This is a genomic window from Streptomyces sp. NBC_01635, from assembly GCF_045209715.1.
Classification (GTDB): domain Bacteria; phylum Actinomycetota; class Actinomycetes; order Streptomycetales; family Streptomycetaceae; genus Streptomyces; species Streptomyces hirsutus.
Genome location: NZ_CP109277.1, coordinates 4,508,322 through 4,531,556, shown reverse-complemented (window position 1 = coordinate 4,531,556; position 23,235 = coordinate 4,508,322). Strand labels below are relative to the sequence as shown.

Here is a 23,235-nt window from a genome sequence, read left to right as displayed (position 1 = left end):
GGTGGTGGGATTCGGGGGTGGCGGTGGTGCCCTACGCTGTTCGGGTGACGACCTCGGAGGGTGAGCAGGGCAGCGGCGGCGCCGGTGCGGGGCAGGCGTCGGCCGGCGGTGGTGCGCAGCGGCCCGAGGCACGGCTGGAGCAGGCCGTGCGGGCCGCGGAGCAGGCGCTGATCGAGTTCGAGATCGCGGTGGACACCTTCCGCATCGAGGTCGAGAACTTCTCCCGGCTGCACGAGCAGCGGCTCGGCCCCGTGTACGCCCGCATCGAGGAGCTGGACGCCCGCATCCTGGAGGTCAAGGCCGCCCGCAGCGGTGACCCCGAGGACCGCCGGCTGGCCGACGACGCGCGTTCCCGGCTGCAGCCGATCCCCGGCGTGGAGGAACTGCTGGGCGGCTGGATGGACGGCAACGGGCTCTTCCCGGAGGCCGCGGCCATGCTCACCGACCAGCCCGTCCGGCCCCCGGAGCGGGTGCGGCCCAGCGAGGAGGCCCGCAGGCTCTACCGAGACCTCGCCCGCAAGGCCCACCCGGACCTGGCGCAGGAGCAGGCGGAACGCCACCGTCGCGAGGAGTTCATCACCCGCGTCAACGCCGCCTACGCCCGCGGCAGTGAGGCAGAACTGCGGGAACTCACCGCGGAATGGGCGGCGGGCCCGAAGCTGAAGGAACAGGCCCCGAGCGCCGGCGAGGAGCTCTATGCCCGGCTCGAATGGCTCGCCCAGCGCAAGGAACTGCTCACACTGGTCGCGAAGGAGCTCGAAGAGGGCGCCATCGGCTCGATGCTCCGGCTGGCCCCGGACGACCCGGACCGTCTCCTGGAGGAGATCGCCGAGCAGCTGCGCGCCGAGGTGATCGAGCGCGAGACGGAGCTGGCGGCCCTGGAGGCTCTGGAGGGCTGAGGGCCGGTCCGGCGGGCGTGAGTCCCCGGGCCGGGGCTTCCGGTAGCGTCGGGGGTATGAGTTTTGCGACTGGAGTGCCCACGGTCGGGGTCTCGGACCTCAAGGACGGCGACTTCCTGCTGGACGTCCGCGAAAGCGACGAGTGGGCGTCCGGTCATGCCGAAGGGGCGCTGCACATCCCGATCAGTGAGTTCGTCGCCCGTTACGGCGAGCTGACCGAAGCGGCTCCGCAGGACGGCCGGGTGCATGTGATCTGCCGTTCCGGCGGGCGCTCGGCCCAGGTCACGATGTATCTGGTCCAGCAGGGCATCGACGCCGTGAACGTGGACGGCGGCATGCAGGTGTGGGAGTCCGCGGGACGCCCCGTCGTCACCGATGACGGCCGGCCCGGGCACGTTCTGTAGGACCCGCGTTCTGCAGGACCCGCGTTCTGTGGGACCGGGGACGGGCGGGCGGTCATCACAGGCCGTGCCGCGCATGGGTATCGGGCACCGGGTCCGGGTGCCTGCGTCGCCGTGCTCCGCGTCGAGCAGCAGCAGCGAGCAGCAGGATGAGCAGGTCCGCGTCGGCCTGCTCTTCCCCCCCCGGGGCGCGGTCGGGACGTGTCGGCGACGGGTCCCGAGGCGAGTGCCGGACTGGTCGCCGGGCTCGTCGGCGGCCCCGGAGAGCACGTCCCGCGCCGCCGACGGACCCGGCGTCCCCTGCCTTCCGTCGTCCTGACGGGGCGTCAGCTTCGAACGGGTTCAAGAGGCAGGGAACGGTCCGCGCGGCATGGACAGCGCTGCCTGGACGGTGGCAGTGCGGCCGTCACCGGTCGAAGTCCAGCACCACCCTCTCCGTCACCGGATGCGACTGGCATGCCAGTACATAGCCCGCGTCGGTCTCCTCCGACTCCAGCGCGAAGTTGCGGTTCATCCGCACCTCGCCCGAGACGAGGAAGGCGCGGCACGTTCCGCACACCCCGCCCTTGCAGGCGTAGGGGGCGTCGGGGCGGTTGCGCAGCACCGTCTCCAGCAGGGCCTCGCCGTCCTGGACGGGCCAGGTGCCGCCGCGTCCGTCGAGCAGGGCGGTGACGGTGCTGTGGGCGGGGGCCGACGCCGTGGGGGCGGCCGGTGCGCCGGCGTCCACGTGGAAGATCTCCTCGTGGATACGGGAGCGCGCCACGCCCAGGCCGCGCAGGGCCCGTGCGGCCCCCTCGACCAGCCCGTACGGGCCGCACAGGAACCAGCCGTCCACCTGCCCCACGGGCAGCAGAGCGGGCAGCAGGGCGGCGAGCCGCTCCTCGTCGAGCCGTCCGGACGGCAGCCCCGCCTGCTGCTCCTCCCGGGAGAGCACCGGCACCAGCTGGAACCGGTCGGGGTAGCGGTCCTTCAGGTCGGCGACCTCCTCCAGGAACATCGTCGAGGCGGCCGTCCGGTCACTGCGGATCAGGCAGAACCGGGCGCCGGGCTCGCGCTCCAGAAGGGTCGAGACGATGGAAAGCACCGGGGTGATGCCGCTCCCGCCGACGATCGCCGCGTACCGGCCGGGTGCGGGCGGGAGGGTGAAACGGCCCGCCGGGGTCATCACCTCCAGCTCGTCCCCGACGCCGATCTCCTTCAGGGCGTACGTCGAGAAGGCGCCGCCCCCGACCAGCCGCACCCCCACCCGCAGCGTGTCGGGCCCCGCGCCGTCGGGGGCCGGGGAGCAGATCGAGTAGGTGCGCCGGATGTCCTCGCCGTCGGCCCTGCGCCGCAGGGCCAGGTGCTGGCCGGGGGCGTAGCGGTACTCCTCGCGCAGGTCCGGCGGGACGGTGAGGGTGAGGGCGACGGAGTCGTCGGTGAGCCGGTCGACGGCGGCCACCCGGAGCCGGTGGAAGCGCGCCATCACAACTCCTTGAAGTGGTCGAAGGGTTCACGGCAGTCCAGGCAGCGACGCAGCGCCTTGCACGCGGTGGACGAGAAACGGCTGAGCAGCTCGGTGTCGGCGGAGCCGCAGCGCGGGCACCGCACGGGCTCCGGCACGGGTCCGTCCGCTCCGTGCGCCCGCGAACCGCGGGCGCGGGTCGGTCCGAGATCCACCGCGACCGCACCGGACGCCGGCCGTACGCGCGGCGGGGCGATGCCGAACTCCCGTAGCTTGCGCCGTCCTTCGTCGGTGATGTCGTCGGTCGACCAGGCGGGCGCGAGCACTCTGCGGACGGTGACCTCACGCACCCCGTGCTCGCGCAGCACCCGCTCTATGTCCGCCGACATCGCCTCGACGGCCGGGCACCCCGTGTACGTGGGGGTCAGCTCGACCTCTACGGCGTCCGCCCCGTGTGCGTGCACCGCGCGCACCACGCCCAGCTCGCGCAGGGTCAGCACGGGCAGTTCGGGGTCGGGCACCGAACCGGCCAGTTCGAGCAGTTCCGCCTCCAGCGGGGTGGTGGCCGCCGGGGTCACCATGTCGCCCCCGGGTGGCTGCGGTGCAGGTGCTGCATCTCGGCGAGCATGCGGCCGAAGGGCTCAGTGTGCAGCCCCTGGCGCCCGGCGCCGGCCGTCCACGCGCCCGTGCGCGGACCGTCGGGCACGGTGAGCGTGGCCCTGTGCAGCACCTGCGTGATCCGCTCCAGCCAGGCCGTCTCCAGGGCCGGCCAGTCGATGCCGAGGCCCTCGACCGGCTGGAACATCTCGCCGGTGTAACGCCACAGCGCGTCCACCGCCCGCTGCATCCGGGCGTGGCCGGTGGCGGTGCCGTCGCCGAGCCGCAGGGTCCACTGCTCGGCATGGTCGTGGTGGTAGGCGACCTCCTTGACGGCCTTGCCGGCCAGCGGTGCCAGCGGGCCGTCCCCGGCGGCGAGTTCGGTGTGCAGGAGGTGCTGGTAGGTGGAGAAGTACAGCTGGCGGGCGATGGTGTGGGCGAAGTCGCCGTTCGGCTGCTCGACCAGCTGGAGGTTGCGGAAGGCGCGCTCCTCGCGGAGGAACGCCAGCTCGTCCTCGTCGCCCGCCAGCGACAGCAGTACGCGGGCCTGGCCCAGCAGGTCCAGCGCGATGTTGGCGAGGGCGACCTCCTCCTCCAGCACGGGGGCGTGGCCGGCCCATTCGCCCAGGCGGTGGGAGAGCACGAGGGCGTCGTCGCCGAGGGCGAGTGCGGCCGTCGTGAGGACGGTGTCCCGGGCGGGTGTCGTCGTCACAGGTGCTGCACCCCCTCGGGGATCTCGTAGAACGTCGGGTGCCGGTAGGGCTTGTCGGCGGCCGGTTCGAAGAACGGGTCCTTCTCGTCGGGCGAGGACGCGGTGACCGCGGACGACGGCACGACCCAGATCGAGACGCCCTCGCCGCGGCGGGTGTACAGGTCGCGGGCGTTGCGCAGGGCCAGCTCCGCGTCCGGGGCGTGCAGGCTGCCGGCGTGGGTGTGGGACAGCCCCCGGCGCGAGCGCACGAAGACCTCCCACAGGGGCCAGTCGGTGTCGGTCATGCGCGGATCGCTCCTGTCTCGCCGGTCGTGTGCTTGGCCGCGTAGGCGGCTGCCGACTCCCTGACCCAGGCGCCCTCTTCGTGGGCGCGCCTGCGCCGGGTCAGCCGCTCCTCGTTGCACGGGCCGTTGCCCTTGAGGACGTCCCGGAACTCGGTCCAGTCGATCGGGCCGAAGTCGTGGTGCCCCCGTTCCTCGTTCCACCGCAGGTCCGGGTCGGGGAGGGTGAGGCCGAGCGACTCGGCCTGGGGGACGCAGATGTCGACGAAGCGCCGGCGCAGTTCGTCGTTGGAATGCCGCTTGATCTTCCAGGCCATCGACTGCGCGGAGTGCTGGGACTCGTCGTCGGGCGGGCCGAACATCATCAGGGACGGCCACCACCAGCGGTCCACCGCGTCCTGGGCCATCGCGTGCTGCTCGGGGGTGCCGCGGCTCAGGGCCAGCAGCAGTTCGTAGCCCTGGCGCTGGTGGAAGGACTCCTCCTTGCAGATGCGCACCATCGCGCGCGCGTACGGACCGTACGAGCAGCGGCACAGGGGCACCTGGTTGGTGATCGCGGCGCCGTCCACCAGCCAGCCGATCGCGCCGACGTCGGCCCAGGTCAGCGTGGGGTAGTTGAAGATCGAGGAGTACTTCTGGCGGCCGGAGTGCAGCTTGTCCAGCAGCTCCTCGCGGCTGGTGCCGAGGGTCTCGGCGGCGCTGTAGAGGTACAGGCCGTGGCCGGCCTCGTCCTGCACCTTGGCCATCAGGATCGCCTTGCGGCGCAGCGAGGGCGCACGGGTGATCCAGTTGGCCTCCGGCTGCATGCCGATGATCTCGGAGTGGGCGTGCTGCGCGATCTGCCGGACGAGTGTGGCGCGGTAGGCGTCGGGCATCCAGTCGCGCGGTTCGATCCGCTCGTCGGCGGCGACGGCCGCGTCGAAGGCGCGCTCGTACTCCGTGCCGTCACCCCCGCCGCCCGCGCCCGCGCCCGCGCTGTCGACTGCTGTCGCCATGAGGTCCCCTTCGACCTGGGTTCTTCCTGGGTTTTCCTGGGTTCTTCCCGGAACACGCTCCCGACCGATCGTTCGGTCCGTGCGAGTCCATGGTGAGACGGGCGCCGCGAGGTGTCAACAGCTGTGGATAACCTGCGGAGCGGGACCGACGGCGGGGGCGGGCCCCGGTGGGCGACCGGGCCGGCCGTGGATGTGGTGACGGCCACGGAACGCGCGGACCGCTGGGGCTGTGCCGCGACGGCCGGTGCTGAGTACCGTTCCCGTGCGACGCTGCGGAGCGGTGCGCGGGCGGCACGTCGCCCTCGCACGCCGGACGGCGGCGGCGATCGGCCGGAATTCGGACCGGGACTTCGGACCGGGACTGTGGGGACGGGGCGGGATGGACGCGTACGACGAGGGCTCGCACGCCCGGCACGGGTGGACCGGGCCGGGAGTACCGGGCGACCCTGCCCCGCCCTCCGCCCCGCCCGCACCGGCGCCCGCCGACCGGGACGATCCCTGGCCTTCGGGCGCCCCACCGTCCTCCTCTGCCCCACCGCCCCCGGACGCGGATCCCCCGCCCCCTGAGCCCCGTACCGGCGTGGCCGCCCTCTCCCTCCGTCATCAGATCGCCGCCGCCGTGGCGCTCGGGATCGTCGCTGTCGTCGTCTGCGTGCACATAGGCATGACGTTCCTCCACGTCGCGCCCGCGAACACGGTCTCCAAGGAGCACGCCGAGACGATCGAGGACTGGATCTACCCGGAGTTCGAGCAGAACTGGAAGCTGTTCGCGCCGAACCCGTTGCAGCAGAACATCTCCGTCCAGGTCCGTGCCGAAGTGCTGGCGCCGGACGGGGGAGTGCGGACCACCGGCTGGTACGACCTGTCCGCCGAGGACGGCCGGGCCATCGACGGCAACCTCCTGCCCAGCCACACCCAGCAGAACGAGCTGCGCCGCGCCTGGGACTTCTTCGTCGCCACGCACGACGGCGAGGACCGGCCGGCGGGGATGCGCGGCACGCTGGCCGAGTCGTATCTGCGCCGGATCATGGTGATGCGTCTCGACCGGTCGGACGCGGCCGGACCGGGCGGCGTCGTCGACCGGATCCAGGTCCGCTCCCGCACGGCCGACGTGCCGCCGCCGGAGTGGAGCGAGGAGGAGGTCTCCACGAAGCCGGTGTACCGCATGCTGCCCTGGTGGCCGGTACCGGAGGACGAGGCCCGGGGAGGCATCGGGTGAACCGCTTCCCCCTCAAGCTCTCCGGCGCGGTCGCGCGGGTCGCCGATTCCGCCCTCGGTCCTCATCAGACCGCGGTGATCCGGATCGGCTTCAGCGCGACCTGGCTGCTGTTCCTGCTGCGTGAGTTCCCCCACCGCCAGGAGCTCTACGGGCCCGACGGCCCGTGGGACTGGGACCTCGCCGATCAGCTCGTAGGGTCCAACGGTGCCTTCACCGCGCTGCTGTGGTCGGACGGCCAGGGCTGGTTCGAGGCCCTCTACCTGCTCGCGGTGGTGTGGAGCGTCCTGCTGCTGCTGGGCTGGCGCACCCGCACCATGTCGGTGCTGTTCATGGTGGGCGTGCTGTCGCTGCAGAACCGCAGCGTCTTCATGGGCGACGGCGGTGACAACGTCCTGCACCTGATGTCGGTCTACCTCGTGTTCACGCGCTGCGGCCAGGTGTGGTCCCTGGACGCGAGGCGTGCCCGGCGCGCGGACGAGGCGCGGGCGCGTGGCGAGCGGCCGCGGGACCGGACGGGCCCCGCGCTGTGGGGAGTGCTGGGCTTCCTGCTGCTCCTGGCGACCCTGGCCGGCCGGATGGACGGCGACCGGTTCGTTCCGGCGCTGCTGTGGGCCGTATGGCTGGCGCAGGCGCTGTGGTGGCTGGTGGGGCGCTACGCGAGGACCCCGCAGCCGCGCGGTCTGCTGGACGTCGTCGCCAACATCGTGCACAACGGCGCCCTGCTGGTGATCATGGCCGAGGCCTGTCTGATCTACGCCACGGCCGGCTGGTACAAGATCCAGGGCTCCCGCTGGCAGGACGGCACCGCGGTGCACTACCCGCTGCACCTGGAGTACTTCTCCCCCTGGCCGGCCCTCAGCGACCTGCTGACCGCCAGCGGCACCCTGGTGATGCTGGTGACCTACGGGACGGTCGCCGTACAGGTCGCCTTCCCGTTCACCCTGTTCAACCGGCGGGTCAAGAACGTGCTCCTGGCGCTCATGATCACCGAGCACGCGGTGATCGCCGTCGTCCTGGGACTCCCCTTCTTCTCCCTGGCGATGATCGCGGCCGACGCGGTCTTCCTGCCGACGTCGTTCCTGCGCCGCCTGGGCAACGCCTTCGGGCGCGCCTACGTGGGGGTACGCACCCGAACACTCCGCACCCCGCCGTCGCGCACGCGCGCGGACGGTGCGCCGGTACCCGTACCCAGGACCGGGAGCCCGGGAGGGCCGGTGGGCCACGTGGGTCAGGTGGACCACGTGGATCAGGTGGATCGCGTGGACGGGGAGGAGCAGGCCGGTCGGGAGCCGATCGCCCCCGCGCCCGGGAAAGCACCCGGCACGCGCCCGTAGGCTGCACATCATGGCCGCCCCCGACCGCGACACCAACACCGATCCTGACTGTGACACCGATCCTGACCGCGACGCCGCCCCCGACCCCGACCGCGACACCGACCCCGACCGCGACTCCGTGCCCCCCGCGACTCCCGCCCAGGACGACGCCGCCCCCGTGACCCGCTGGCACCGGCACACCGGCGGTGCGGTTCTGCTCGACGGCTTCCACGCCCTCAAGCACGCCGTGCGCTTCGGCGCCGAGGTCGAGGTGGCGGTGACCGCGGACCGGGCCGCCGCGCTCGCCCTCGCCGACGAGCTGGCCCCGGACGTCCGGGAGGCGCTGGCGGCGCTGCTGGCCGAGGTGCCGTACGCGACGTACGCCTCGCTCGTCCCGCGCCCGCACCCCACCGCCGTCGCCGCGCTCGCCGTACGGCCCTCCCGCGCGGGCAACCTGGCCGGGCTGGCGCGCACCCCGCGCACCGCGCCCGTGGTGGTCCTCGACCAGCCGCGCAACCTGGGCAACGCGGGCGCCGTGATCCGGCTGGCCGCCGGTTTCGGGGCGACCGGGGTCGTCACCACCGGCACCCTCGACCCCTGGCACCCCACGGTCGTGCGCGGCGGGGCCGGGCTGCACTTCGCGACCGCCGTGGAACGGCTGTCCGTCGACGAACTGCCCGCCGGCCCGGTGTTCGCACTCGATCCGGAGGGCGAGGACATCCGCGCGCTGGAACTGCCGGACGACGCGCTGCTCGCCTTCGGCTCGGAGCGCAGCGGGCTCTCGCCCGAGCTGCGCGCGCGGGCCGACCACTTGGTGGCGCTGCCGATGCGCCCCCAGGTCTCCAGCTACAACCTCGCGACCAGTGTGGCCATGACGCTGTACCACTGGAGCGCCACCGGGGGCGCACCCGCCTGAACGCCTCCCGCGCCGGCCGGGCCTACGCCTCCTGGCGCACCTCGACCACCCGGAAGCGGTTGGCCACGAACGCGGCGTCGGTGAGGGCCGCGTTGGCCGCCGGGTTGCCGCCGGAGCCGTGGAAGTCGGAGAAGGCGGCCGTCTGGTTGACGTACACCCCGCCGGTGAGGTTGAGGGAGAGCTGGGCGGCCTCCTCCAGGCAGACCTCCCGCACCTGCTCCTCGAACTCCGGGGAGGTCGTGTACGCGCCGACGGTCATCGCGCCCTTCTCACGGACGGTGCGCCGCAGCAGCTCCGCCGCGTCCGTGGCGGAGTCGACGGCGACGGCGAAGGAGACCGGGCCGAAGCACTCGCTCATGTAGGCGGCCTCGGCGTCCGGCTTCGCACCGTCCAGCTTCACGATCACCGGTGTACGGACCACCGCGTCCGGGAATTCCGGGTGGGCGATCGCGCGGGAGGCGAGGGCGACCTCGCCGAGGCCGCCGGCGGCCTCCAGACGGTCCTTGACACCGGGGTTGACGAGCGCGCCGAGCAGGCCGGCCGCGCGCGTGTCGTCGCCGAGCAGGCCGTCGACCGCCTGCGCCAGGTCGGCGACGACCTCGTCGAAGGACTTGGGGCCCTGGTCGGTGGTGATGCCGTCGCGCGGGATCAGCAGGTTCTGCGGGGTGGTGCACATCTGGCCGCTGTAGAGCGACAGGGAGAACGCCAGGTTGGCGAGCATGCCCTGGTAGTCGCCGGCCGATTCCACGACCACCGTGTTGACGCCGGCCTTCTCCGTGTACACCTGCGCCTGGCGGGCGTTGGCCTCCAGCCAGTCGCCGAACTCCGTGGAGCCGGTGTAGTCGACGATCCGGATCTCCGGACGGGTGGCCAGGGTCTTGGCGATGCCCTCGCCGGGCCGCTCGGCGGCCAGCGCCACCAGGTTCGGGTCGAAGCCGGCCTCGGCGAGCACCTGGCGCGCGACCTGGACGGTGAGCGCGAGCGGCAGCACCGCCCGGGGGTGCGGCTTGACCAGGACCGCGTTGCCGGTGGCGAGGGAGGCGAACAGGCCCGGATAGCCGTTCCACGTGGGGAAGGTGTTGCAGCCGACGACCAGGCCGATGCCGCGCGGGACCGGGGTGAACCGCTTGGTCAGCGCCAGCGGGTCGCGCTTGCCCTGCGGCTTGGTCCACTCCGCGGTGTCGGGGGTGCGCACCTGCTCGGCGTACGCGTACGCCACCGCCTCCAGGCCGCGGTCCTGCGCGTGCGGGCCGCCGGCCTGGAACGCCATCATGAACGCCTGGCCGGAGGTGTGCATGACCGCGTGGGCGAACTCGGGCGTCCGGTCGCTGATCCGCTTGAGGATCTCCAGGCAGACCATCGCGCGGGTCTCGGCGCCCGCGTCCCGCCAGGCCCGCATCCCGGCCCGCATGGCGGGCAGCAGCACGTCGAGGTCCGCGTGCGGGTAGCTCACGCCCAGTTCGACGCCGTACGGGGAGGTCTCGCCGCCCACCCAGTCGTCGGTGCCGGGCTGGTCGAGGTCGAGGCGGGTGCCGAGCAGCGCGTCGAAGGCGGCCTTGCCCGCCGCGAGGTCCAGACTGCCGTTCTCCCCGTAGGCCTTGGGGTGCTCGGGGTGCGGGGACCAGTACGCGCGCGTGCGGATCGCTTCCAGCGCCCGGTCCAGGGTGGGCCGGTGCTGGGCGGTCAGCTGCTGCGCGGTGGGTTCGGCGGCCATCGGGGACCAACTCCTCGTCGAGTTCGGGGACCGGGCAAAGCCTGGGGCGGGAGGCGGGGGCAGGGACATCGGAGGCCGACGGCGCCGGACGGCGGGAACGGCGACGATGCCGGAGGGAAGGGTGTCGGAGGCAAGGGATGTCGGAAGTCGGGCGGTCGGAGTTAGAGTAACCGAACGATCGGTCGGGACAAGAGGGTCCGCCGCATCTGTGGACAAGCCCGTGCGGGAGGATCGCGCACATGACAGCACTCGACCTCAGCAGTCCCGTGGCCGTCGTCGGCACCGGCACCATGGGCCAGGGCATCGCCCAGGTCGCACTGGTCGCGGGTCATCCCGTGCGGCTGTACGACACCGTCCCCGGCCGGGCCCGGGAAGCGGCGGAGGCGATCGCGGCCCGGCTCGACCGGCTCGTGGCGAAGGAACGGCTCACCGCCGCCGACCGGGACGCGGCCCGCATCCGCCTGCTGCCCGCCGAGGACCTCACCGCCCTCGCCGACTGCGCCTTGGTCGTCGAGGCCGTCCTGGAGCGCCTGGACGTCAAGCAGGAGCTGTTCCGCGCGCTGGAGGACGTCGTCTCCGACGACTGCCTGCTCGCCACCAACACGTCCTCCCTGTCGGTCACCGCCATCGGCGGCGCCCTGCGCGTCCCCGGCCGCTTCGTGGGTCTGCACTTCTTCAACCCGGCGCCGCTGCTGCCACTCGTCGAGGTCGTCTCCGGCTTCGCCACCGACGTCACCTGCGCCACGCGCGCGTACGAGACGGCCCGCGCCTGGGGCAAGACACCGGTCGCCTGCGCCGACACCCCCGGCTTCATCGTCAACCGCATCGCCAGGCCCTTCTACGCCGAGGCCTTCGCGGTGTACGAGTCCCAGGGGGCCGATCCGGCCACCGTCGACGCGGTGCTGCGCGAGTCCGGCGGCTTCCGTATGGGCGCCTTCGAACTGACCGACCTCATCGGGCAGGACGTCAACGAGTCCGTCACCCACTCGGTGTGGCGGTCCTTCTTCCAGGACGTGCGCTTCACACCGTCCCTGGCCCAGCGCCGGCTGGTCGAGTCCGGCCGCCTCGGACGCAAGAGCGGCCGGGGCTGGTACGACTACCGGGACGGCGCCGAGCGCCCCGAGCCGCACACCGCGGAGCAGGCCGGGCCGCCCGCGTACGTGGTCGCCGAGGGCGATCTGGGGCCCGCCTCGGACCTGCTCGCCCTGATCCGCGAGGCCGGAATCCAGGTCCGCGCGGAGGACGAGGACAACGGCACCCGCCTGGTGCTGCCCAGTGGCGGCCAGTTGGTGCTCGCCGACGGCCAGACCTCCGTGGAGTACCGCGACGTCGTCTACTTCGACCTCTCGCCGGACTACCGCGAGGCCACGCGCATCGCCCTGTCCCACTCCCAGGACACCTCCGCCCGGACCGTCGCCGAGGCCACCGGGCTGTTCCAGGCGCTCGGGAAGAAGGTCAGCGTCATCGGGGACGTCCCCGGCATGATCGTCGCGCGCACGGTGGCGCGGATCATCGACCTGGCGCACGACGCCGTCGCCAAGGGGGTGGCCACCGAGCAGGACATCGACACCGCGATGCGCCTGGGCGTCAACTACCCTCTCGGCCCCTTCGAGTGGAACCGTCGCCTCGGCCGCGGCTGGGCCGGCTCCCTCCTGGAGGACCTGCACGAGCGCGATCAGTCCGGCCGCTACGCGCCGTCCCTCGCGCTCTACCGGCACGCGTGCGCCACCGAGAAGCGGGAGGACACCCCATGACCACCGCCAGGCGCGACACGTACACCCCGGAGTCCCTGCTCTCCGTCGCCGTCCAGGTGTTCAACGAGCGTGGCTACGACGGCACCTCCATGGAGCATCTCTCCAAGGCCGCCGGCATCTCCAAGTCGTCGATATACCACCACGTGGCGGGCAAGGAGGAACTGCTGCGGCGCGCCGTGAGCCGGGCGCTGGACGGTCTCTTCGGCATCCTCGACGAGGAGCACGCGCGCGTGGGGCGTGCCGCCGAGCGCCTGGAGTACGTCGTACGGCGCATGGTCGAGGTCCTGATCGCGGAGCTGCCGTACGTGACGCTGCTGCTGCGCGTGCGCGGCAACACGGGCACCGAGCGGTGGGCCCTGGAGCGGCGGCGCGAGTTCGACCACCGGGTGGCGGCACTGCTGAAGGCCGCGGCGGCGGACGGGGACGTGCGCGGCGACATAGAGGTGCGCCTGGTGACCCGACTGGTCTTCGGGATGATCAACTCGCTCGTCGAGTGGTACCGGCCGGACGGGCGCGGCATGAGCGAGCGCGAGGTGACGGACGCGGTGGTCCAGCTTGCCTTCGGCGGACTGCGCAAGGCGTCCTAGCCCCGGGAACGGCCCGGGGCGGTCCTCGCGGGGGGACGGGTCCCGGGCGGGGCTGCCCGGGAGCAGCCCCGGACTCGTCCGGCGGTTCACCCCTGGGGTTCCAGGTCCTCCTCCTCGAACACCAGCAGGGTGCGCGTGCTGAGCACCTCGGGGATCGCCTGGAGCCGGGTCAGCACCAGCTCGCGCAACGCCCGGTTGTCCGGGGTGTGCACCAGGAGCAGCACGTCGAAGTCACCGCCCACCAGGGCGATGTGGGAGGCGCCGGGAAGCTGTCGGAGCTGCTCGCGGACCGTGCGCCAGGTGTTCTGGACGATCTTCAGGGTGATGTACGCCGAGGTGCTGTGACCGGCCCGTTCGTGGTCGACGCGGGCGCCGAAGCCGCGGATGACGCCGTCCTCCACGAGCCGGTTGATCCGGGCGTAGGCGTTCGCACGCGAGACGTGGACCCGGTCGGCGACCGACCGTACGGACGCACGGCCGTCCGCCTGGAGCATGCGCAGGATGTCCTGGTCTATGGCGTCCAGGGGGCGCGCGGGCGGCAGCGGCCCGCTCCCCTCCGAACTCTCGGCCATTTGTTCAGACGACACCCGGTCCCGCCTCTCCGTCATGGACGTAATGCGTCCATCACAGGCTGTGGAAAACCGTTTGTCCACAGCCTGGCGCCACCCGTAGCCAAAATGCGCCGACGACCGAACAATCGGTTGGTGAGGCGCGTCACAGACGCCGCGCCTCCACAAGCCGCTCCCACGAGGAGGTGCCGTCATGACGGTCATGGAGCAGCGGGGCGCTTACCGGCCGACCCCGCCGCCCGCCTGGCAGCCCCGTACCGATCCCGCGCCGCTGCTGCCCGACGCGGAGCCGTACCGGGTGCTCGGCACCGGGCGCGCCGACGCGGCCGATCCGGAGCTGCTGCGCCGGCTGTACGCGGAGCTGGTGAAGGGCCGCCGCTACAACGCGCAGGCCACCGCGCTCACCAAGCAGGGCCGTCTCGCGGTCTACCCCTCCAGCACGGGTCAGGAGGCCTGCGAGGTCGCCGCCGCGCTGGTCCTCGAGGAGCAGGACTGGCTCTTCCCGAGCTACCGCGACACGCTCGCCGTCGTCGCCCGCGGGGTGGACCCCGTCGAGACCCTCACCCTCCTGCGCGGCGACTGGCACACCGGGTACGACCCCTACGAGCACCGGGTCGCGCCGCTGAGCACGCCCCTCGCCACCCAGCTGCCGCATGCCGTCGGACTCGCGCACGCCGCCCGCCTCAAGGGGGACGACGTGGTCGCGCTGGCCATGGTCGGTGACGGCGGGACCAGCGAGGGCGACTTCCACGAGGCGCTGAACTTCGCCGCCGTGTGGCGGGCACCGGTCGTCTTCTTCGTCCAGAACAACGGCTTCGCGATCTCCGTCCCGCTCGCCAAGCAGACCGCGGCCCCGTCGCTGGCCCACAAGGCCGTCGGTTACGGGATGCCCGGCCGTCTGGTCGACGGCAACGACGCGGCCGCCGTGCACGAGGTTCTGGCCGACGCCGTACGCCATGCGCGCGCCGGCGGCGGCCCGACCCTGGTCGAGGCGATCACCTACCGTGTGGAGGCCCACACCAACGCCGACGACGCGACCCGCTACCGGGGCGACGCCGAGGTGGAGACCTGGAAGGGGCACGACCCCATCGCGCTCCTCGAACAGGAACTGACCCGGCGCGGTCTGCTCGACGACGACCGTATCGCCGCCGTCCGCCAGGACGCCGAGACCATGGCCGCCGACCTGCGGGCGCGCATGAACCAGGACCCGGCGCTCGACCCCATGGACCTGTTCGCCCACGTCTACGCCGAGCCCACCTCCCAGCTGCTGGAGCAGCGGGAGCAGTTGCGTGCCGAGCTGGCGGCCGAAGCGGAGGACGGGGCCGGGGCAGGCTCCGGCCCGGGAGGGACACAGCGATGACCACTGTCGCCGCCAAACCGGCCACCATGGCGCAGGCGCTCACGCGCGCGCTGCGCGACGCGATGGCCGCGGACCCGTCCGTGCACGTCATGGGCGAGGACGTCGGCACCCTCGGCGGGGTCTTCCGCATCACCGACGGCCTCGCCGAGGAGTTCGGCGAGGACCGCTGCACGGACACCCCGCTGGCCGAGGCGGGCATCCTCGGGACGGCCGTCGGCATGGCGATGTACGGGCTGCGGCCGGTCGTGGAGATGCAGTTCGACGCGTTCGCCTACCCGGCGTTCGAGCAGCTGGTGTCGCACGTCGCGAAGATGCGCAACCGCACGCGCGGGCGGATGCCCCTGCCGCTCACCATCCGCATCCCCTACGGCGGCGGCATCGGCGGCGTCGAGCACCACAGCGACTCCTCCGAGGCGTACTACATGGCGACTCCGGGGCTCCATGTCGTCACGCCCGCGACCGTCCCGGACGCCTACGGGCTGCTGCGTGCCGCCATCGCCTCCGACGACCCGGTCGTCCTCCTCGAACCCAAGCGTCTGTACTGGTCGAAGGACTCCTGGAACCCGGAGCGGCCGTCGGCCGTTGAACCCCTGGGCCGTGCGGTGGTGCGGCGCTCCGGCCGGAGCGCCACGCTCCTCACGTACGGGCCGTCCGTTCCCGTCTGCATGGAGGCGGCCGAGGCGGCCCGTGCCGAGGGCTGGGACCTGGAGGTCGTCGATCTGCGCTCGCTGGTGCCGTTCGACGACGAGACGGTGTGCGCCTCGGTGCGGCGGACGGGACGCGCGGTCGTCGTCCATGAGTCGGGCGGCTTCGGCGGTCCCGGCGGCGAGATCGCGGCCCGGGTCACGGAGCGCTGCTTCCATCATCTGGAGGCGCCGGTGCTGCGTGTGGCAGGGTTCGACCTTCCGTATCCGCCGCCGATGCTGGAGCGCCACCACCTGCCCGGCGTGGACCGGATCCTGGATGCCGTGGGGCGTCTGCAGTGGGAGGCCGAAAGCTGATGGCACAGGTGCTGGAGTTCAAGCTCCCCGACCTCGGTGAGGGGCTCACCGGGGCGGAGATCGTGCGCTGGCTGGTCGAGGTCGGCGAGGTCGTCGCCGTGGACCAGCCGGTCGTCGAGGTCGAGACGGCCAAGGCGATGGTGGACGTGCCCTGCCCCTACGGGGGCGTGGTCACCGCCCGGTTCGGCGAGGAGGGCGCCGAGGTGCCGGTGGGCGCCCCGCTGATCACGGTCGCGGTGGACGGCCCGGCCGACGACGACGGCCGTCCGGCGGGGGAACAGCGTTCCGCGGCGGACGGCTCCCGTGCCGACAACTCCCGTGCGGAGGACTCGCGTGCACAGGTCCCACGCTCGGAGGGCTCCGGCAATGTGCTGGTCGGTTACGGCACGTCGGAGGCGCCGGCCCGGCGGCGCAGGGTCCGGCCGGGGCAGTCGGCGCCGAGTGCCCCGGCGACGCCCGCCGCGTCCACGGCGAACGGTCGGGCCGCCGCCGCCGGCGGCCGGACACCCGCTGCCCTGCGGGCCCGTACCGCCGGGGCGGTGGACGAGCCGGTCCCCGTGATCTCGCCACTGGTGCGCCGGCTGGCCCGGCAGAACGGCCTGGACCTGCGGGAGATGGCCGGTTCCGGGCCCGAGGGGCTGATTCTGCGGGCGGACGTGGAGTACGCGCTCCGGGCCGCCGGAACGCAGACCGGCAGGGACCGGACGCCCACCACCGAGCCGCACCCGCGCGTGCCGCCGACGCAGGCACCGGCACCGGCGCACGCGCCGGCCGTCGGTGTCCCGGCCGCCCCGGAGGCCGCCCGCATCCCCCTCAAGGGCATCCGCGGCGTCATGGCCGACAAGCTCTCCCGCAGCCGTACCGAGATCCCCGACGCGACCTGCTGGGTGGACGCCGACGCGACCGAACTGATGCGGGCGCGGGACGCGATGCGGCGCTTCGCCGAGGAGCGCCCCCAGAACCCCGTGACCGGCGGGCCGAAGATCTCCGTGCTCGCCCTGTTGGCCCGGATCTGCACCGCCGCGCTGGCCCGCTTCCCCGAGCTCAACTCCTCCGTGGACATGGCGGCCAGGGAGATCGTCCGGCACCCGGCCGTGCATCTCGGCTTCGCCGCGCAGACCGAGCGGGGGCTCGTCGTCCCCGTCGTACGGGACGCGCACACGCGCAACGCGGAGTCGCTGACGGCGGAGTTCGCCCGGCTGACCGAGGCGGCCCGCACGGGAACGCTGACGCCGGCGGAACTCACGGGCGGTACGTTCACGCTGAACAACTACGGCGTCTTCGGTGTCGACGGCTCCACCCCGATCATCAACCACCCGGAGGCGGCCATGCTCGGCGTCGGCCGTATCGTCCCCAAGCCCTGGGTGCACGAGGGCGAGCTGGCGGTGAGGCAGGTCGTGCAGCTCTCGCTCACCTTCGACCACCGGGTCTGTGACGGCGGCACGGCAGGCGGCTTCCTGCGGTACGTGGCGGACTGCGTGGAGCAACCGGCGGTGCTGCTGCGGACACTGTGACGTCCTGTTCCCCCTGACCATGTCGTGCGTGCCCCCGCGTTCCCCGTGCTCGCGGGGGCACGCATACTCGGGGGGTGACCGAGTACGAGCTCCCGGGTGCTTCCGGAGCCGCTGGCGACCGCACCCGTGACCGCGACCCCGCGCCGGACCGGGCGGCACCCGCCGCGTACGACGAGTCCGCCGCGCCCTCCGCGGGTCCCACGCCCGCCGTGCCCCTCGCCTACGACGCCCTCGTGCTGGCAGGCGGGGGTGCCCGACGGCTCGGGGGTGCGGACAAGCCCGGGGTGCGGGTGGGCGGCCGTTCGCTGCTCGACCGTGTGCTGGCCGCCTGCTCCGGTGCCCGCTCCACCGTCGTCGTGGCCGACCCCCGGCCCACCTCCCGGCCGGTGTCCTGGGCACGGGAGGAGCCGCCGGGCGGCGGACCGCTCGCCGCGCTCGACGCGGGGCTCCGGCTGAGCACCGCGGAGTACGCCGTCCTGCTCTCCGCCGACCTGCCGTTCCTCGACGGACCCACCGTCGACGAGTTGCTGACCACCCTTCGCACGAGCAGGGCGGACGGGGTCCTGCTGACCGACGCCGACGGCCGGGACCAGCCGCTCGTGGCCGCGTACCGGACGGCGGCCCTGCGCCGCGGACTGGCGGTGCTCGCCGACCGGCACGGCACGGTGGCCGGGTTGCCGCTGCGCCGGCTGACCGGCTCACTCGACCTCACCCGAATCCTCGGCCCCGTGGCGTCGTTCGACTGCGACACCTGGGACGACATCGCCGCCGCCAGAGCACGCATCAGGGAGCATGGACACGTGTTGGATGAATGGATTTCCGCAGTCAAGGACGAGCTGGGCATCGATCTGGACGTCGACACCGGCGTCCTCCTCGACCTCGCCCGTGACGCCGCCCACGGTGTGGCCAGGCCGGCGGCGCCGCTGACCACCTTCCTCGTCGGGTATGCGGCCGCTCGCGCGGGCGGTGACCAGGAGGCCGTCGCCGAGGCCGTGCGCAAGGCCGCCGCCCTCGCCGCCCGCTGGGCCGACGAGGACACCACCGACGCCGTGCCCGCGCAGGCCGCGGGCCGGCAGCCCACGGACCAGCAGTCCGACGCCACCGATCCAGCCCCCGGTGGGGCCCCCGACCCGGCTCCCGGCACGCGCCCGGACGCCGAATGAACGCGCCCGAGGCCCGAGCCGACAAGGGAGCCGGGGTCACCGACGATGCCGAGGACCCCGATGATCTCGACGTCGAGGAGGCCCTCGCCCTCGTGAACGACCCCTCCGGCCGCGGCCCCGGCGACCCCGCGCGCGCTCGTGCCGGCGCCCCCCGGCGGGGCGACGGGCCCCGGCCCGCCGCGGACGGCCGGAGCCCCGCCACCCGCCCCTCACGCCACGACGACCGCCACGCCCTCTCCTGGCCCGCGGCCCGCGCCGTCGCCGAGCGCGCCGCACGCCGGGGCACCGGCAGCCCGGCCGCCCCCCGCGCCCCGGTCCCCGTGCCGCTCGACGCCGCCCTCGGCCTCACCCTGGCCGCCCCCCTCACGGCCCTCACCGACCTGCCCTCCTTCGACACCTCGGCCATGGACGGCTGGGCGGTCTCCGGCCCCGGACCCTGGGCCGTACGGGAGGAAGGCGTCCTCGCCGGGCACGCCGAGCACCCCCCGCTCACCGACGGCGAAGCCGTCCGTATCGCCACCGGCGCCCGTGTCCCCCCGGACACCACCGCCGTCCTGCGCAGCGAACACGGCCATACCGACGACAACGGCCGGCTGCACGCCGCCCCACCCCGGCCCGCCGCCCCACCCCGGCCGCCCGCCGCCCCACCCCGGCTGCCGGGCGCATCCCGCGCCGGGTCCGGCTCCACGGTCGCGCACGGTCAGGACATTCGCCCACGCGGCCAGGAGTGCCGCAGCGGCGAGCAACTGCTGTCGGCCGGCACCCTGGTGACCCCGGCCGTGCTGGGCCTCGCCGCGGCCGCCGGGTACGACACGCTCAGTACCCTCCCCCGCCCCCGCGTCGAGGTCCTCGTCCTCGGCGACGAACTGCTCACCGGAGGCCTGCCGCACGACGGACTGATCCGGGACGCCCTCGGCCCGATGCTGCCGCCCTGGCTGCGCGCACTCGGTGCCGAGGTCACCGCCGTCCGCCGGGTCCGCGACGACGCGCAGACGCTGTACAAGGCGATCACGAGGTCCGGCGCCGATGTCGTCCTCACCACCGGCGGTACCGCTGCGGGCCCGGTCGACCACGTCCACCCGACGCTGCGCCGCATCGGCGCCGAACTCCTCGTGGACGGAGTCGAGGTGCGCCCCGGCCACCCCATGCTCCTGGCCCGCACCAAGGAGAACCAGTACCTCGTCGGTCTGCCCGGCAACCCCCTTGCCGCGGTCTCCGGGCTGCTCACGCTTGCCGAACCCCTGCTGCGGACCCTCGCGGGCCGCCCCGCCCCCGAGCCGTACACGATGCCGCTGCGGAACGCGGTGCAGGGACATCCGCACGACACCCGTCTCGTCCCGGTCGTACTGCGCGGTGACGTGGCCCTGCCGTTGCACTACAACGGTCCCGCCATGCTGCGGGGCATTGCGGCGGCCGATGCCCTCGCGGTCGTCCCCCCGGGTGGCACACGACCCGGTCAGGAGACGGAACTGCTGGATCTGCCCTGGGCGTCCGGGGGAATCGGGGTGTGTTTCACGTGAAACTTTCGGGCGAGGACGCCATGGCCCGTCAGGCGGACGAGCACCTGATGACACATCGGGTGAAACTGCCCAGGAAAGTGGTCGAGCATCCGATCCGTCAGGTCGCCAAGCGGCTGTCCATGGCGTTGCTCCTCCTCGTGGTGACGGCGTTGATCGTGTACGTCGACCGCGACGGTTACGCCGACAACTCCGACGGCACCCTCGATTTCCTCGATGCCTTCTACTACGCGACCGTCACCCTCTCCACCACGGGGTACGGCGACATCACCCCGGTCAGTGACGCTGCCCGGCTGACCAACATCTTCGTCGTCACGCCGTTGCGTGTGATGTTCCTGATCATCTTGGTCGGCACCACCCTCGAAGCCCTCACCGAACGCACGCGGGAGGAGTGGCGACTGAACCGCTGGAGGTCCACCTTGCGTGATCACACCGTCGTCGTCGGATTCGGCACGAAGGGCAGGTCCGCGATCAAGACCGTCTGCGCGACGGGGCTCCGCAAGGAGCAGGTCGTAGTGGTCGACCCCAGCAGCAAGGCGATCGAGGCCGCGGCGGCCGACGGATTCGCGGGCGTCATAGGTGACGCGACGCGCAGCGAGGTGCTGAAGCGGGCCGAGGTCTACCGGGCGAAGCAGATCATCATCGCCACCCAGCGCGACGACACGGCCGTACTGGTGACGTTGACGGCCCGTCAGCTCAACCGCAACGCGAAGATCGTGGTCGCGGTGCGCGAGGAGGAGAACGCCCCCTTGCTGAAGCAGTCGGGTGCCGACGCGGTCATCACCAGTGCCAGCGCGGCCGGCCGGCTGCTCGGTCTGTCCGTGCTCAGCCCCGCGGCCGGCATGGTGATGGAGGACCTCATCCAGCAGGGCACCGGTCTCGACATGGTCGAACGGCCGGTCATAAAGGCCGAGGTGGGCAAGTCGCCGCGCGAGGTCGACGATCTGGTGGTGAGCGTCCTGCGCGGGCACCGGGTGCTCGGCTACGACGACGAGAACGTCGGGACGCTCGAGCTGACGGACCGGCTGATCACCATCGTGCGGGCGACGCCGGGCACCCAGGTCACCCCCGACATCCGCCCGCTCCACGACTGACCCCGCCGGGACACGCGGGAGACGACGTGGTGCCCCGGGTCACCCGACCCGGGGCACCACGTCGTCTCCCGCGGCGTTCGCCGGTCCGCGTCACTTGTGGTTGTAGAGCCGCATCGTGATCGGTCCGAAGACCAGGACGAACAGGGCGGACCAGCCCAGCGACCAGGCCACCTCGTCGGCCGGCCAGTCCCCCGCCATCAGCCCGCGCACCGCGGACGCCAGGTGCGTGACGGGACTGTTGTTGACGAAGGCCTGGAGCCAGCCCGGCATGGTCCGGGGGTCGACGAAGACGTTGGACAGGAAGGTGAGCGGGAAGATCACCATCATGCTGACACCCATCACGGACTTCTCGGTGCGCAGCATCAACCCGAACATCGTCCAGATCCAGGAGAACGCGAACGCGAAGACCACCAGCAGCACGATCCCGGCGAGCACACCGGCGACCCCGCCGTCCGGCCGGTAGCCGAGGACGATGCCCACGGTGAGCATCACGACGGACGCGATGGTGTAGCGCAGGGCGTCCCCGAGCAGATAGCCGACCATCGTCGAGGGCCGCCAGATCGGCAGGGTGCGGAACCGGTCGAAGACGCCCTTCTCGATGTCCGTGTTGACCGAGACACCGGTGTACATCGTGATCATCACGACCGACATCACCAGGATGCCCGGCAGCAGGAACTGGATGTACTCCGCCGGCGAACCGGCCAGCGCCCCGCCGAAGAGGTACGTGTACATCAGCACCATCATGATCGGGAACGCGGTGACGTCGAAGAGCTGCTCCGGCACATGCTTGATCTTGAGGATCGCGCGCCAGCCGAACGTCAGGGAGGCCGACCAGGCGCTGGGCCGCGGCGGGCGCTCCTTGGCGACCAGCAGCTCGGCGAGGGAGTCGGTGCGAACCGGGGCGAGTTCCGCGCTCTCGGTGGTCGTCGTCACGGTGCTCATGCCGCCACCTCGTCCTTCGGGTCGGAGGAGTCGTCGGCGTCGGACCCCGTCCCGGAACCGGCACCGGTGCCCGATGCCTGGGTGTCGTGGCCGGTGAGGGCGAGGAACACCTCGTCCAGGCTGGGCTGGCCGAGCGAGAAGTTGTCGACGGTGATGCCGGCCGTGGCCAGTTCGCCCAGCGCGCGGGCGGCCTGTTCGGCGGCGGTGTCCTGGCTCGCGGCCGCGCCCAGGCGGGCGGTGAGCGTGACCGGGTCGGGCTCGGGCTGCACCTGTGCGTCGAGCAGGCGGCGCAGCAGGTCCGCGGCGAGCGGCCGTTGATCCGGATCGCGCAGCCGTAGATGTACGGTGCCGGCGCCGACGGACGCCTTCAGCTCGCCCTTGGTGCCCTCGGCGATCACCTTCCCGCGGTCGATGACGGCGATCCGGGACGCCAGCTGGTCGGCCTCGTCCAGGTACTGCGTGGTCAGCAGCACGGTCGTGCCCTGGGCGACCACCGCGCGCACGATGTCCCACACCTGGTTGCGGCTGCGCGGGTCCAGGCCGGTCGTCGGTTCGTCGAGGAACAGCAGGTCGGGAGTGTTGAGGATGGACGCGGCGATGTCGATACGGCGCCGCATTCCGCCCGAGTAGTGCTTGACCTGCTTCGCCGCCGCGTCCGTCAGGCCGAACGCCTCCAGGAGCTGGGCGGCACGGTTGCGGGCGCCCGGTTTGCGGTGGCCGAGGAGCCGGGCCAGCAGAACCAGGTTCTCGGCACCGGTGAGGTCCTCGTCCACGGACGCGTACTGCCCGGTGAGGCTCACCAGGCCGCGCACCGTGTCGGCCTCGCGCACGATGTCGTGGCCGAAGACATGGGCGTCGCCGCCGTCCGGCCTCAGCAGGGTGGCGAGCATCTTCACGGTGGTGGTTTTGCCTGCGCCGTTCGGTCCGAGGACGCCGTACACCGTGCCGGCCGGGACGGTGAGATCGACTCCGTCGACGGCCCGTGTCCCACCGAAGGTCTTGACCAGGCCGGCGGTCTCGATCGCCATGCCGGACGTCTGCGTGCTCATGCTTCGGGTCCTTCCGCGTGCTTCCGCGTGCTCGGGCTATGCATGGGAGACCTTCACGGTCGCGCAAACTCATCGCTCCCGCCCATGGATTTCCCCGCGAACCGGCCCGACGACGGATCCCGCCCTCCGCCCATGGACCCAGGCCCCCCTCCGCCCGTGGACCCGGGTTGGCCCCCGGACCGAGCCGGCTTTCG

At 72.8% G+C, this 23,235-nt stretch carries 22 protein-coding genes; 13 read left to right on the top strand and 9 right to left on the bottom strand.

Going from position 1 to position 23,235, the window contains the following annotated elements; all coding sequences use genetic code 11:
* The first annotated feature begins 44 nt into the window (after positions 1–44).
* Positions 45–899 carry a hypothetical protein gene (locus OHB56_RS21070; RefSeq protein ID WP_326753693.1) on the top strand — a complete coding sequence of 285 codons (855 nt, stop codon included), beginning with the start codon at positions 45–47 and terminating at the stop codon, positions 897–899.
* A gap of 74 nt (positions 900–973) precedes the next feature.
* Positions 974–1,303, top strand: a complete 330-nt coding sequence (locus OHB56_RS21065; protein WP_055630269.1) for a rhodanese-like domain-containing protein — start codon at positions 974–976, stop codon at positions 1,301–1,303.
* Between the two features lie 403 nt (positions 1,304–1,706).
* Here the strand turns inward: OHB56_RS21065 and OHB56_RS21060 are convergent, their stop codons facing one another.
* From OHB56_RS21060 to paaA, 5 genes are read right to left on the bottom strand one after another with little or no spacing between them, the layout of a single operon-like run.
* Positions 1,707–2,765, bottom strand: coding sequence for a 2Fe-2S iron-sulfur cluster-binding protein (locus OHB56_RS21060; protein WP_406354999.1), 1,059 nt, complete (start codon positions 2,763–2,765; stop codon positions 1,707–1,709).
* Positions 2,765–3,325, bottom strand: a complete 561-nt coding sequence (paaD, locus tag OHB56_RS21055; RefSeq protein WP_406354998.1) for a 1,2-phenylacetyl-CoA epoxidase subunit PaaD — start codon at positions 3,323–3,325, stop codon at positions 2,765–2,767. The genes OHB56_RS21060 and paaD overlap by 1 nt, the downstream gene beginning before the upstream one ends.
* Positions 3,319–4,053, bottom strand: a complete 735-nt coding sequence (gene paaC / locus OHB56_RS21050; protein WP_406354997.1) for a 1,2-phenylacetyl-CoA epoxidase subunit PaaC — start codon at positions 4,051–4,053, stop codon at positions 3,319–3,321. The genes paaD and paaC overlap by 7 nt, the downstream gene beginning before the upstream one ends.
* Positions 4,050–4,337, bottom strand: coding sequence for a 1,2-phenylacetyl-CoA epoxidase subunit PaaB (gene paaB, locus OHB56_RS21045; protein WP_055597391.1), 288 nt, complete (start codon positions 4,335–4,337; stop codon positions 4,050–4,052). The genes paaC and paaB overlap by 4 nt, the downstream gene beginning before the upstream one ends.
* On the bottom strand, positions 4,334–5,329 hold the full coding sequence (paaA, locus tag OHB56_RS21040; protein WP_406354995.1) for a 1,2-phenylacetyl-CoA epoxidase subunit PaaA: 996 nt from the start codon (positions 5,327–5,329) through the stop codon (positions 4,334–4,336). Before paaA ends, paaB begins: the two co-directional genes overlap by 4 nt.
* 379 nt (positions 5,330–5,708) lie before the next feature.
* Between paaA and OHB56_RS21035 the strand changes: the two genes are divergently transcribed.
* Genes OHB56_RS21035 through OHB56_RS21025 form a run of 3 tightly spaced genes read left to right on the top strand, consistent with a single transcriptional unit; the run spans position 5,709 to position 8,777 of the window.
* Entirely contained in the window at positions 5,709–6,548 is an 840-nt protein-coding gene (locus OHB56_RS21035) for a DUF5819 family protein (RefSeq protein WP_406354993.1), read from the top strand.
* Positions 6,545–7,882 carry an HTTM domain-containing protein gene (locus OHB56_RS21030; protein WP_406354991.1) on the top strand — a complete coding sequence of 446 codons (1,338 nt, stop codon included), beginning with the start codon at positions 6,545–6,547 and terminating at the stop codon, positions 7,880–7,882. Before OHB56_RS21035 ends, OHB56_RS21030 begins: the two co-directional genes overlap by 4 nt.
* A gap of 10 nt (positions 7,883–7,892) precedes the next feature.
* Entirely contained in the window at positions 7,893–8,777 is an 885-nt protein-coding gene (locus tag OHB56_RS21025; protein WP_406354990.1) for a TrmH family RNA methyltransferase, read from the top strand.
* A 22-nt stretch (positions 8,778–8,799) separates the two neighbouring features.
* On the opposite strand, the gene paaN is transcribed toward OHB56_RS21025, so the two are convergent.
* A complete protein-coding gene (paaN, locus tag OHB56_RS21020) occupies positions 8,800–10,491 on the bottom strand; it encodes a phenylacetic acid degradation protein PaaN (RefSeq protein ID WP_326753684.1) in 1,692 nt (563 codons plus the stop codon).
* 239 nt (positions 10,492–10,730) lie between these two features.
* Between paaN and OHB56_RS21015 the strand changes: the two genes are divergently transcribed.
* Both OHB56_RS21015 and OHB56_RS21010 read left to right on the top strand, forming a co-directional pair.
* Positions 10,731–12,245, top strand: a complete 1,515-nt coding sequence (locus tag OHB56_RS21015) for a 3-hydroxyacyl-CoA dehydrogenase (protein ID WP_326753683.1) — start codon at positions 10,731–10,733, stop codon at positions 12,243–12,245.
* Positions 12,242–12,832: a TetR/AcrR family transcriptional regulator gene (locus OHB56_RS21010; protein ID WP_055595074.1), complete on the top strand. Its 591-nt coding sequence runs from the start codon at positions 12,242–12,244 to the stop codon at positions 12,830–12,832. The genes OHB56_RS21015 and OHB56_RS21010 overlap by 4 nt, the downstream gene beginning before the upstream one ends.
* A gap of 86 nt (positions 12,833–12,918) precedes the next feature.
* Here the strand turns inward: OHB56_RS21010 and OHB56_RS21005 are convergent, their stop codons facing one another.
* Complete coding sequence (locus OHB56_RS21005; protein ID WP_326753682.1) at positions 12,919–13,404, bottom strand: Lrp/AsnC family transcriptional regulator; 486 nt, start codon at positions 13,402–13,404, stop codon at positions 12,919–12,921.
* A gap of 190 nt (positions 13,405–13,594) precedes the next feature.
* Here OHB56_RS21005 and pdhA point away from each other — a divergent pair, with 190 nt between their 5' ends.
* The 6 genes from pdhA to OHB56_RS20975 all read left to right on the top strand — a co-directional run bounded on the left by pdhA (position 13,595) and on the right by OHB56_RS20975 (position 21,050).
* On the top strand, positions 13,595–14,761 hold the full coding sequence (gene pdhA, locus OHB56_RS21000; RefSeq protein ID WP_326753681.1) for a pyruvate dehydrogenase (acetyl-transferring) E1 component subunit alpha: 1,167 nt from the start codon (positions 13,595–13,597) through the stop codon (positions 14,759–14,761).
* Positions 14,758–15,762, top strand: coding sequence for an alpha-ketoacid dehydrogenase subunit beta (locus OHB56_RS20995; protein ID WP_326753680.1), 1,005 nt, complete (start codon positions 14,758–14,760; stop codon positions 15,760–15,762). The genes pdhA and OHB56_RS20995 overlap by 4 nt, the downstream gene beginning before the upstream one ends.
* Entirely contained in the window at positions 15,762–17,276 is a 1,515-nt protein-coding gene (locus OHB56_RS20990) for a dihydrolipoamide acetyltransferase family protein (protein ID WP_326753679.1), read from the top strand. Before OHB56_RS20995 ends, OHB56_RS20990 begins: the two co-directional genes overlap by 1 nt.
* Before the next feature lie 209 nt (positions 17,277–17,485).
* On the top strand, positions 17,486–18,439 hold the full coding sequence (locus OHB56_RS20985) for a DUF6457 domain-containing protein (RefSeq protein ID WP_326757077.1): 954 nt from the start codon (positions 17,486–17,488) through the stop codon (positions 18,437–18,439).
* A complete protein-coding gene (locus tag OHB56_RS20980; protein ID WP_406354988.1) occupies positions 18,436–19,959 on the top strand; it encodes a molybdopterin molybdotransferase MoeA in 1,524 nt (507 codons plus the stop codon). The genes OHB56_RS20985 and OHB56_RS20980 overlap by 4 nt, the downstream gene beginning before the upstream one ends.
* A complete protein-coding gene (locus OHB56_RS20975; RefSeq protein ID WP_326753677.1) occupies positions 19,956–21,050 on the top strand; it encodes a potassium channel family protein in 1,095 nt (364 codons plus the stop codon). Before OHB56_RS20980 ends, OHB56_RS20975 begins: the two co-directional genes overlap by 4 nt.
* 90 nt (positions 21,051–21,140) lie before the next feature.
* Here OHB56_RS20975 and OHB56_RS20970 read toward each other — a convergent pair whose 3' ends face one another.
* Positions 21,141–21,992 (bottom strand): ABC transporter permease, encoded by an 852-nt coding sequence (locus tag OHB56_RS20970; RefSeq protein ID WP_406354986.1) that lies wholly within the window; start codon positions 21,990–21,992, stop codon positions 21,141–21,143.
* Positions 21,989–23,041 (bottom strand): ATP-binding cassette domain-containing protein, encoded by a 1,053-nt coding sequence (locus OHB56_RS20965; protein WP_406354984.1) that lies wholly within the window; start codon positions 23,039–23,041, stop codon positions 21,989–21,991. Before OHB56_RS20965 ends, OHB56_RS20970 begins: the two co-directional genes overlap by 4 nt.
* Positions 23,042–23,235 lie beyond the last annotated feature (194 nt).

What these genes read in the sequence shown, in the direction of transcription:
- OHB56_RS21005 (WP_326753682.1), bottom strand. Translation starts at nt 13,404, where the DNA reads ATGGCCGAGAGTTCGGAGGGGAGCGGGCCGCTGCCGCCCGCGCGCCCC.
- OHB56_RS21035 (WP_406354993.1), top strand. Translation starts at nt 5,709, where the DNA reads ATGGACGCGTACGACGAGGGCTCGCACGCCCGGCACGGGTGGACCGGG.
- OHB56_RS20995 (WP_326753680.1), top strand. Translation starts at nt 14,758, where the DNA reads ATGACCACTGTCGCCGCCAAACCGGCCACCATGGCGCAGGCGCTCACG.
- OHB56_RS20965 (WP_406354984.1), bottom strand. Translation starts at nt 23,041, where the DNA reads ATGAGCACGCAGACGTCCGGCATGGCGATCGAGACCGCCGGCCTGGTC.
- paaB (WP_055597391.1), bottom strand. Translation starts at nt 4,337, where the DNA reads ATGACCGACACCGACTGGCCCCTGTGGGAGGTCTTCGTGCGCTCGCGC.
- paaD (WP_406354998.1), bottom strand. Translation starts at nt 3,325, where the DNA reads ATGGTGACCCCGGCGGCCACCACCCCGCTGGAGGCGGAACTGCTCGAA.
- paaN (WP_326753684.1), bottom strand. Translation starts at nt 10,491, where the DNA reads ATGGCCGCCGAACCCACCGCGCAGCAGCTGACCGCCCAGCACCGGCCC.
- paaA (WP_406354995.1), bottom strand. Translation starts at nt 5,329, where the DNA reads ATGGCGACAGCAGTCGACAGCGCGGGCGCGGGCGCGGGCGGCGGGGGT.
- OHB56_RS21025 (WP_406354990.1), top strand. Translation starts at nt 7,893, where the DNA reads ATGGCCGCCCCCGACCGCGACACCAACACCGATCCTGACTGTGACACC.
- OHB56_RS21060 (WP_406354999.1), bottom strand. Translation starts at nt 2,765, where the DNA reads ATGGCGCGCTTCCACCGGCTCCGGGTGGCCGCCGTCGACCGGCTCACC.
- pdhA (WP_326753681.1), top strand. Translation starts at nt 13,595, where the DNA reads ATGACGGTCATGGAGCAGCGGGGCGCTTACCGGCCGACCCCGCCGCCC.
- OHB56_RS20980 (WP_406354988.1), top strand. Translation starts at nt 18,436, where the DNA reads ATGAACGCGCCCGAGGCCCGAGCCGACAAGGGAGCCGGGGTCACCGAC.
- OHB56_RS21010 (WP_055595074.1), top strand. Translation starts at nt 12,242, where the DNA reads ATGACCACCGCCAGGCGCGACACGTACACCCCGGAGTCCCTGCTCTCC.
- OHB56_RS20970 (WP_406354986.1), bottom strand. Translation starts at nt 21,992, where the DNA reads ATGAGCACCGTGACGACGACCACCGAGAGCGCGGAACTCGCCCCGGTT.
- OHB56_RS20990 (WP_326753679.1), top strand. Translation starts at nt 15,762, where the DNA reads ATGGCACAGGTGCTGGAGTTCAAGCTCCCCGACCTCGGTGAGGGGCTC.
- OHB56_RS21015 (WP_326753683.1), top strand. Translation starts at nt 10,731, where the DNA reads ATGACAGCACTCGACCTCAGCAGTCCCGTGGCCGTCGTCGGCACCGGC.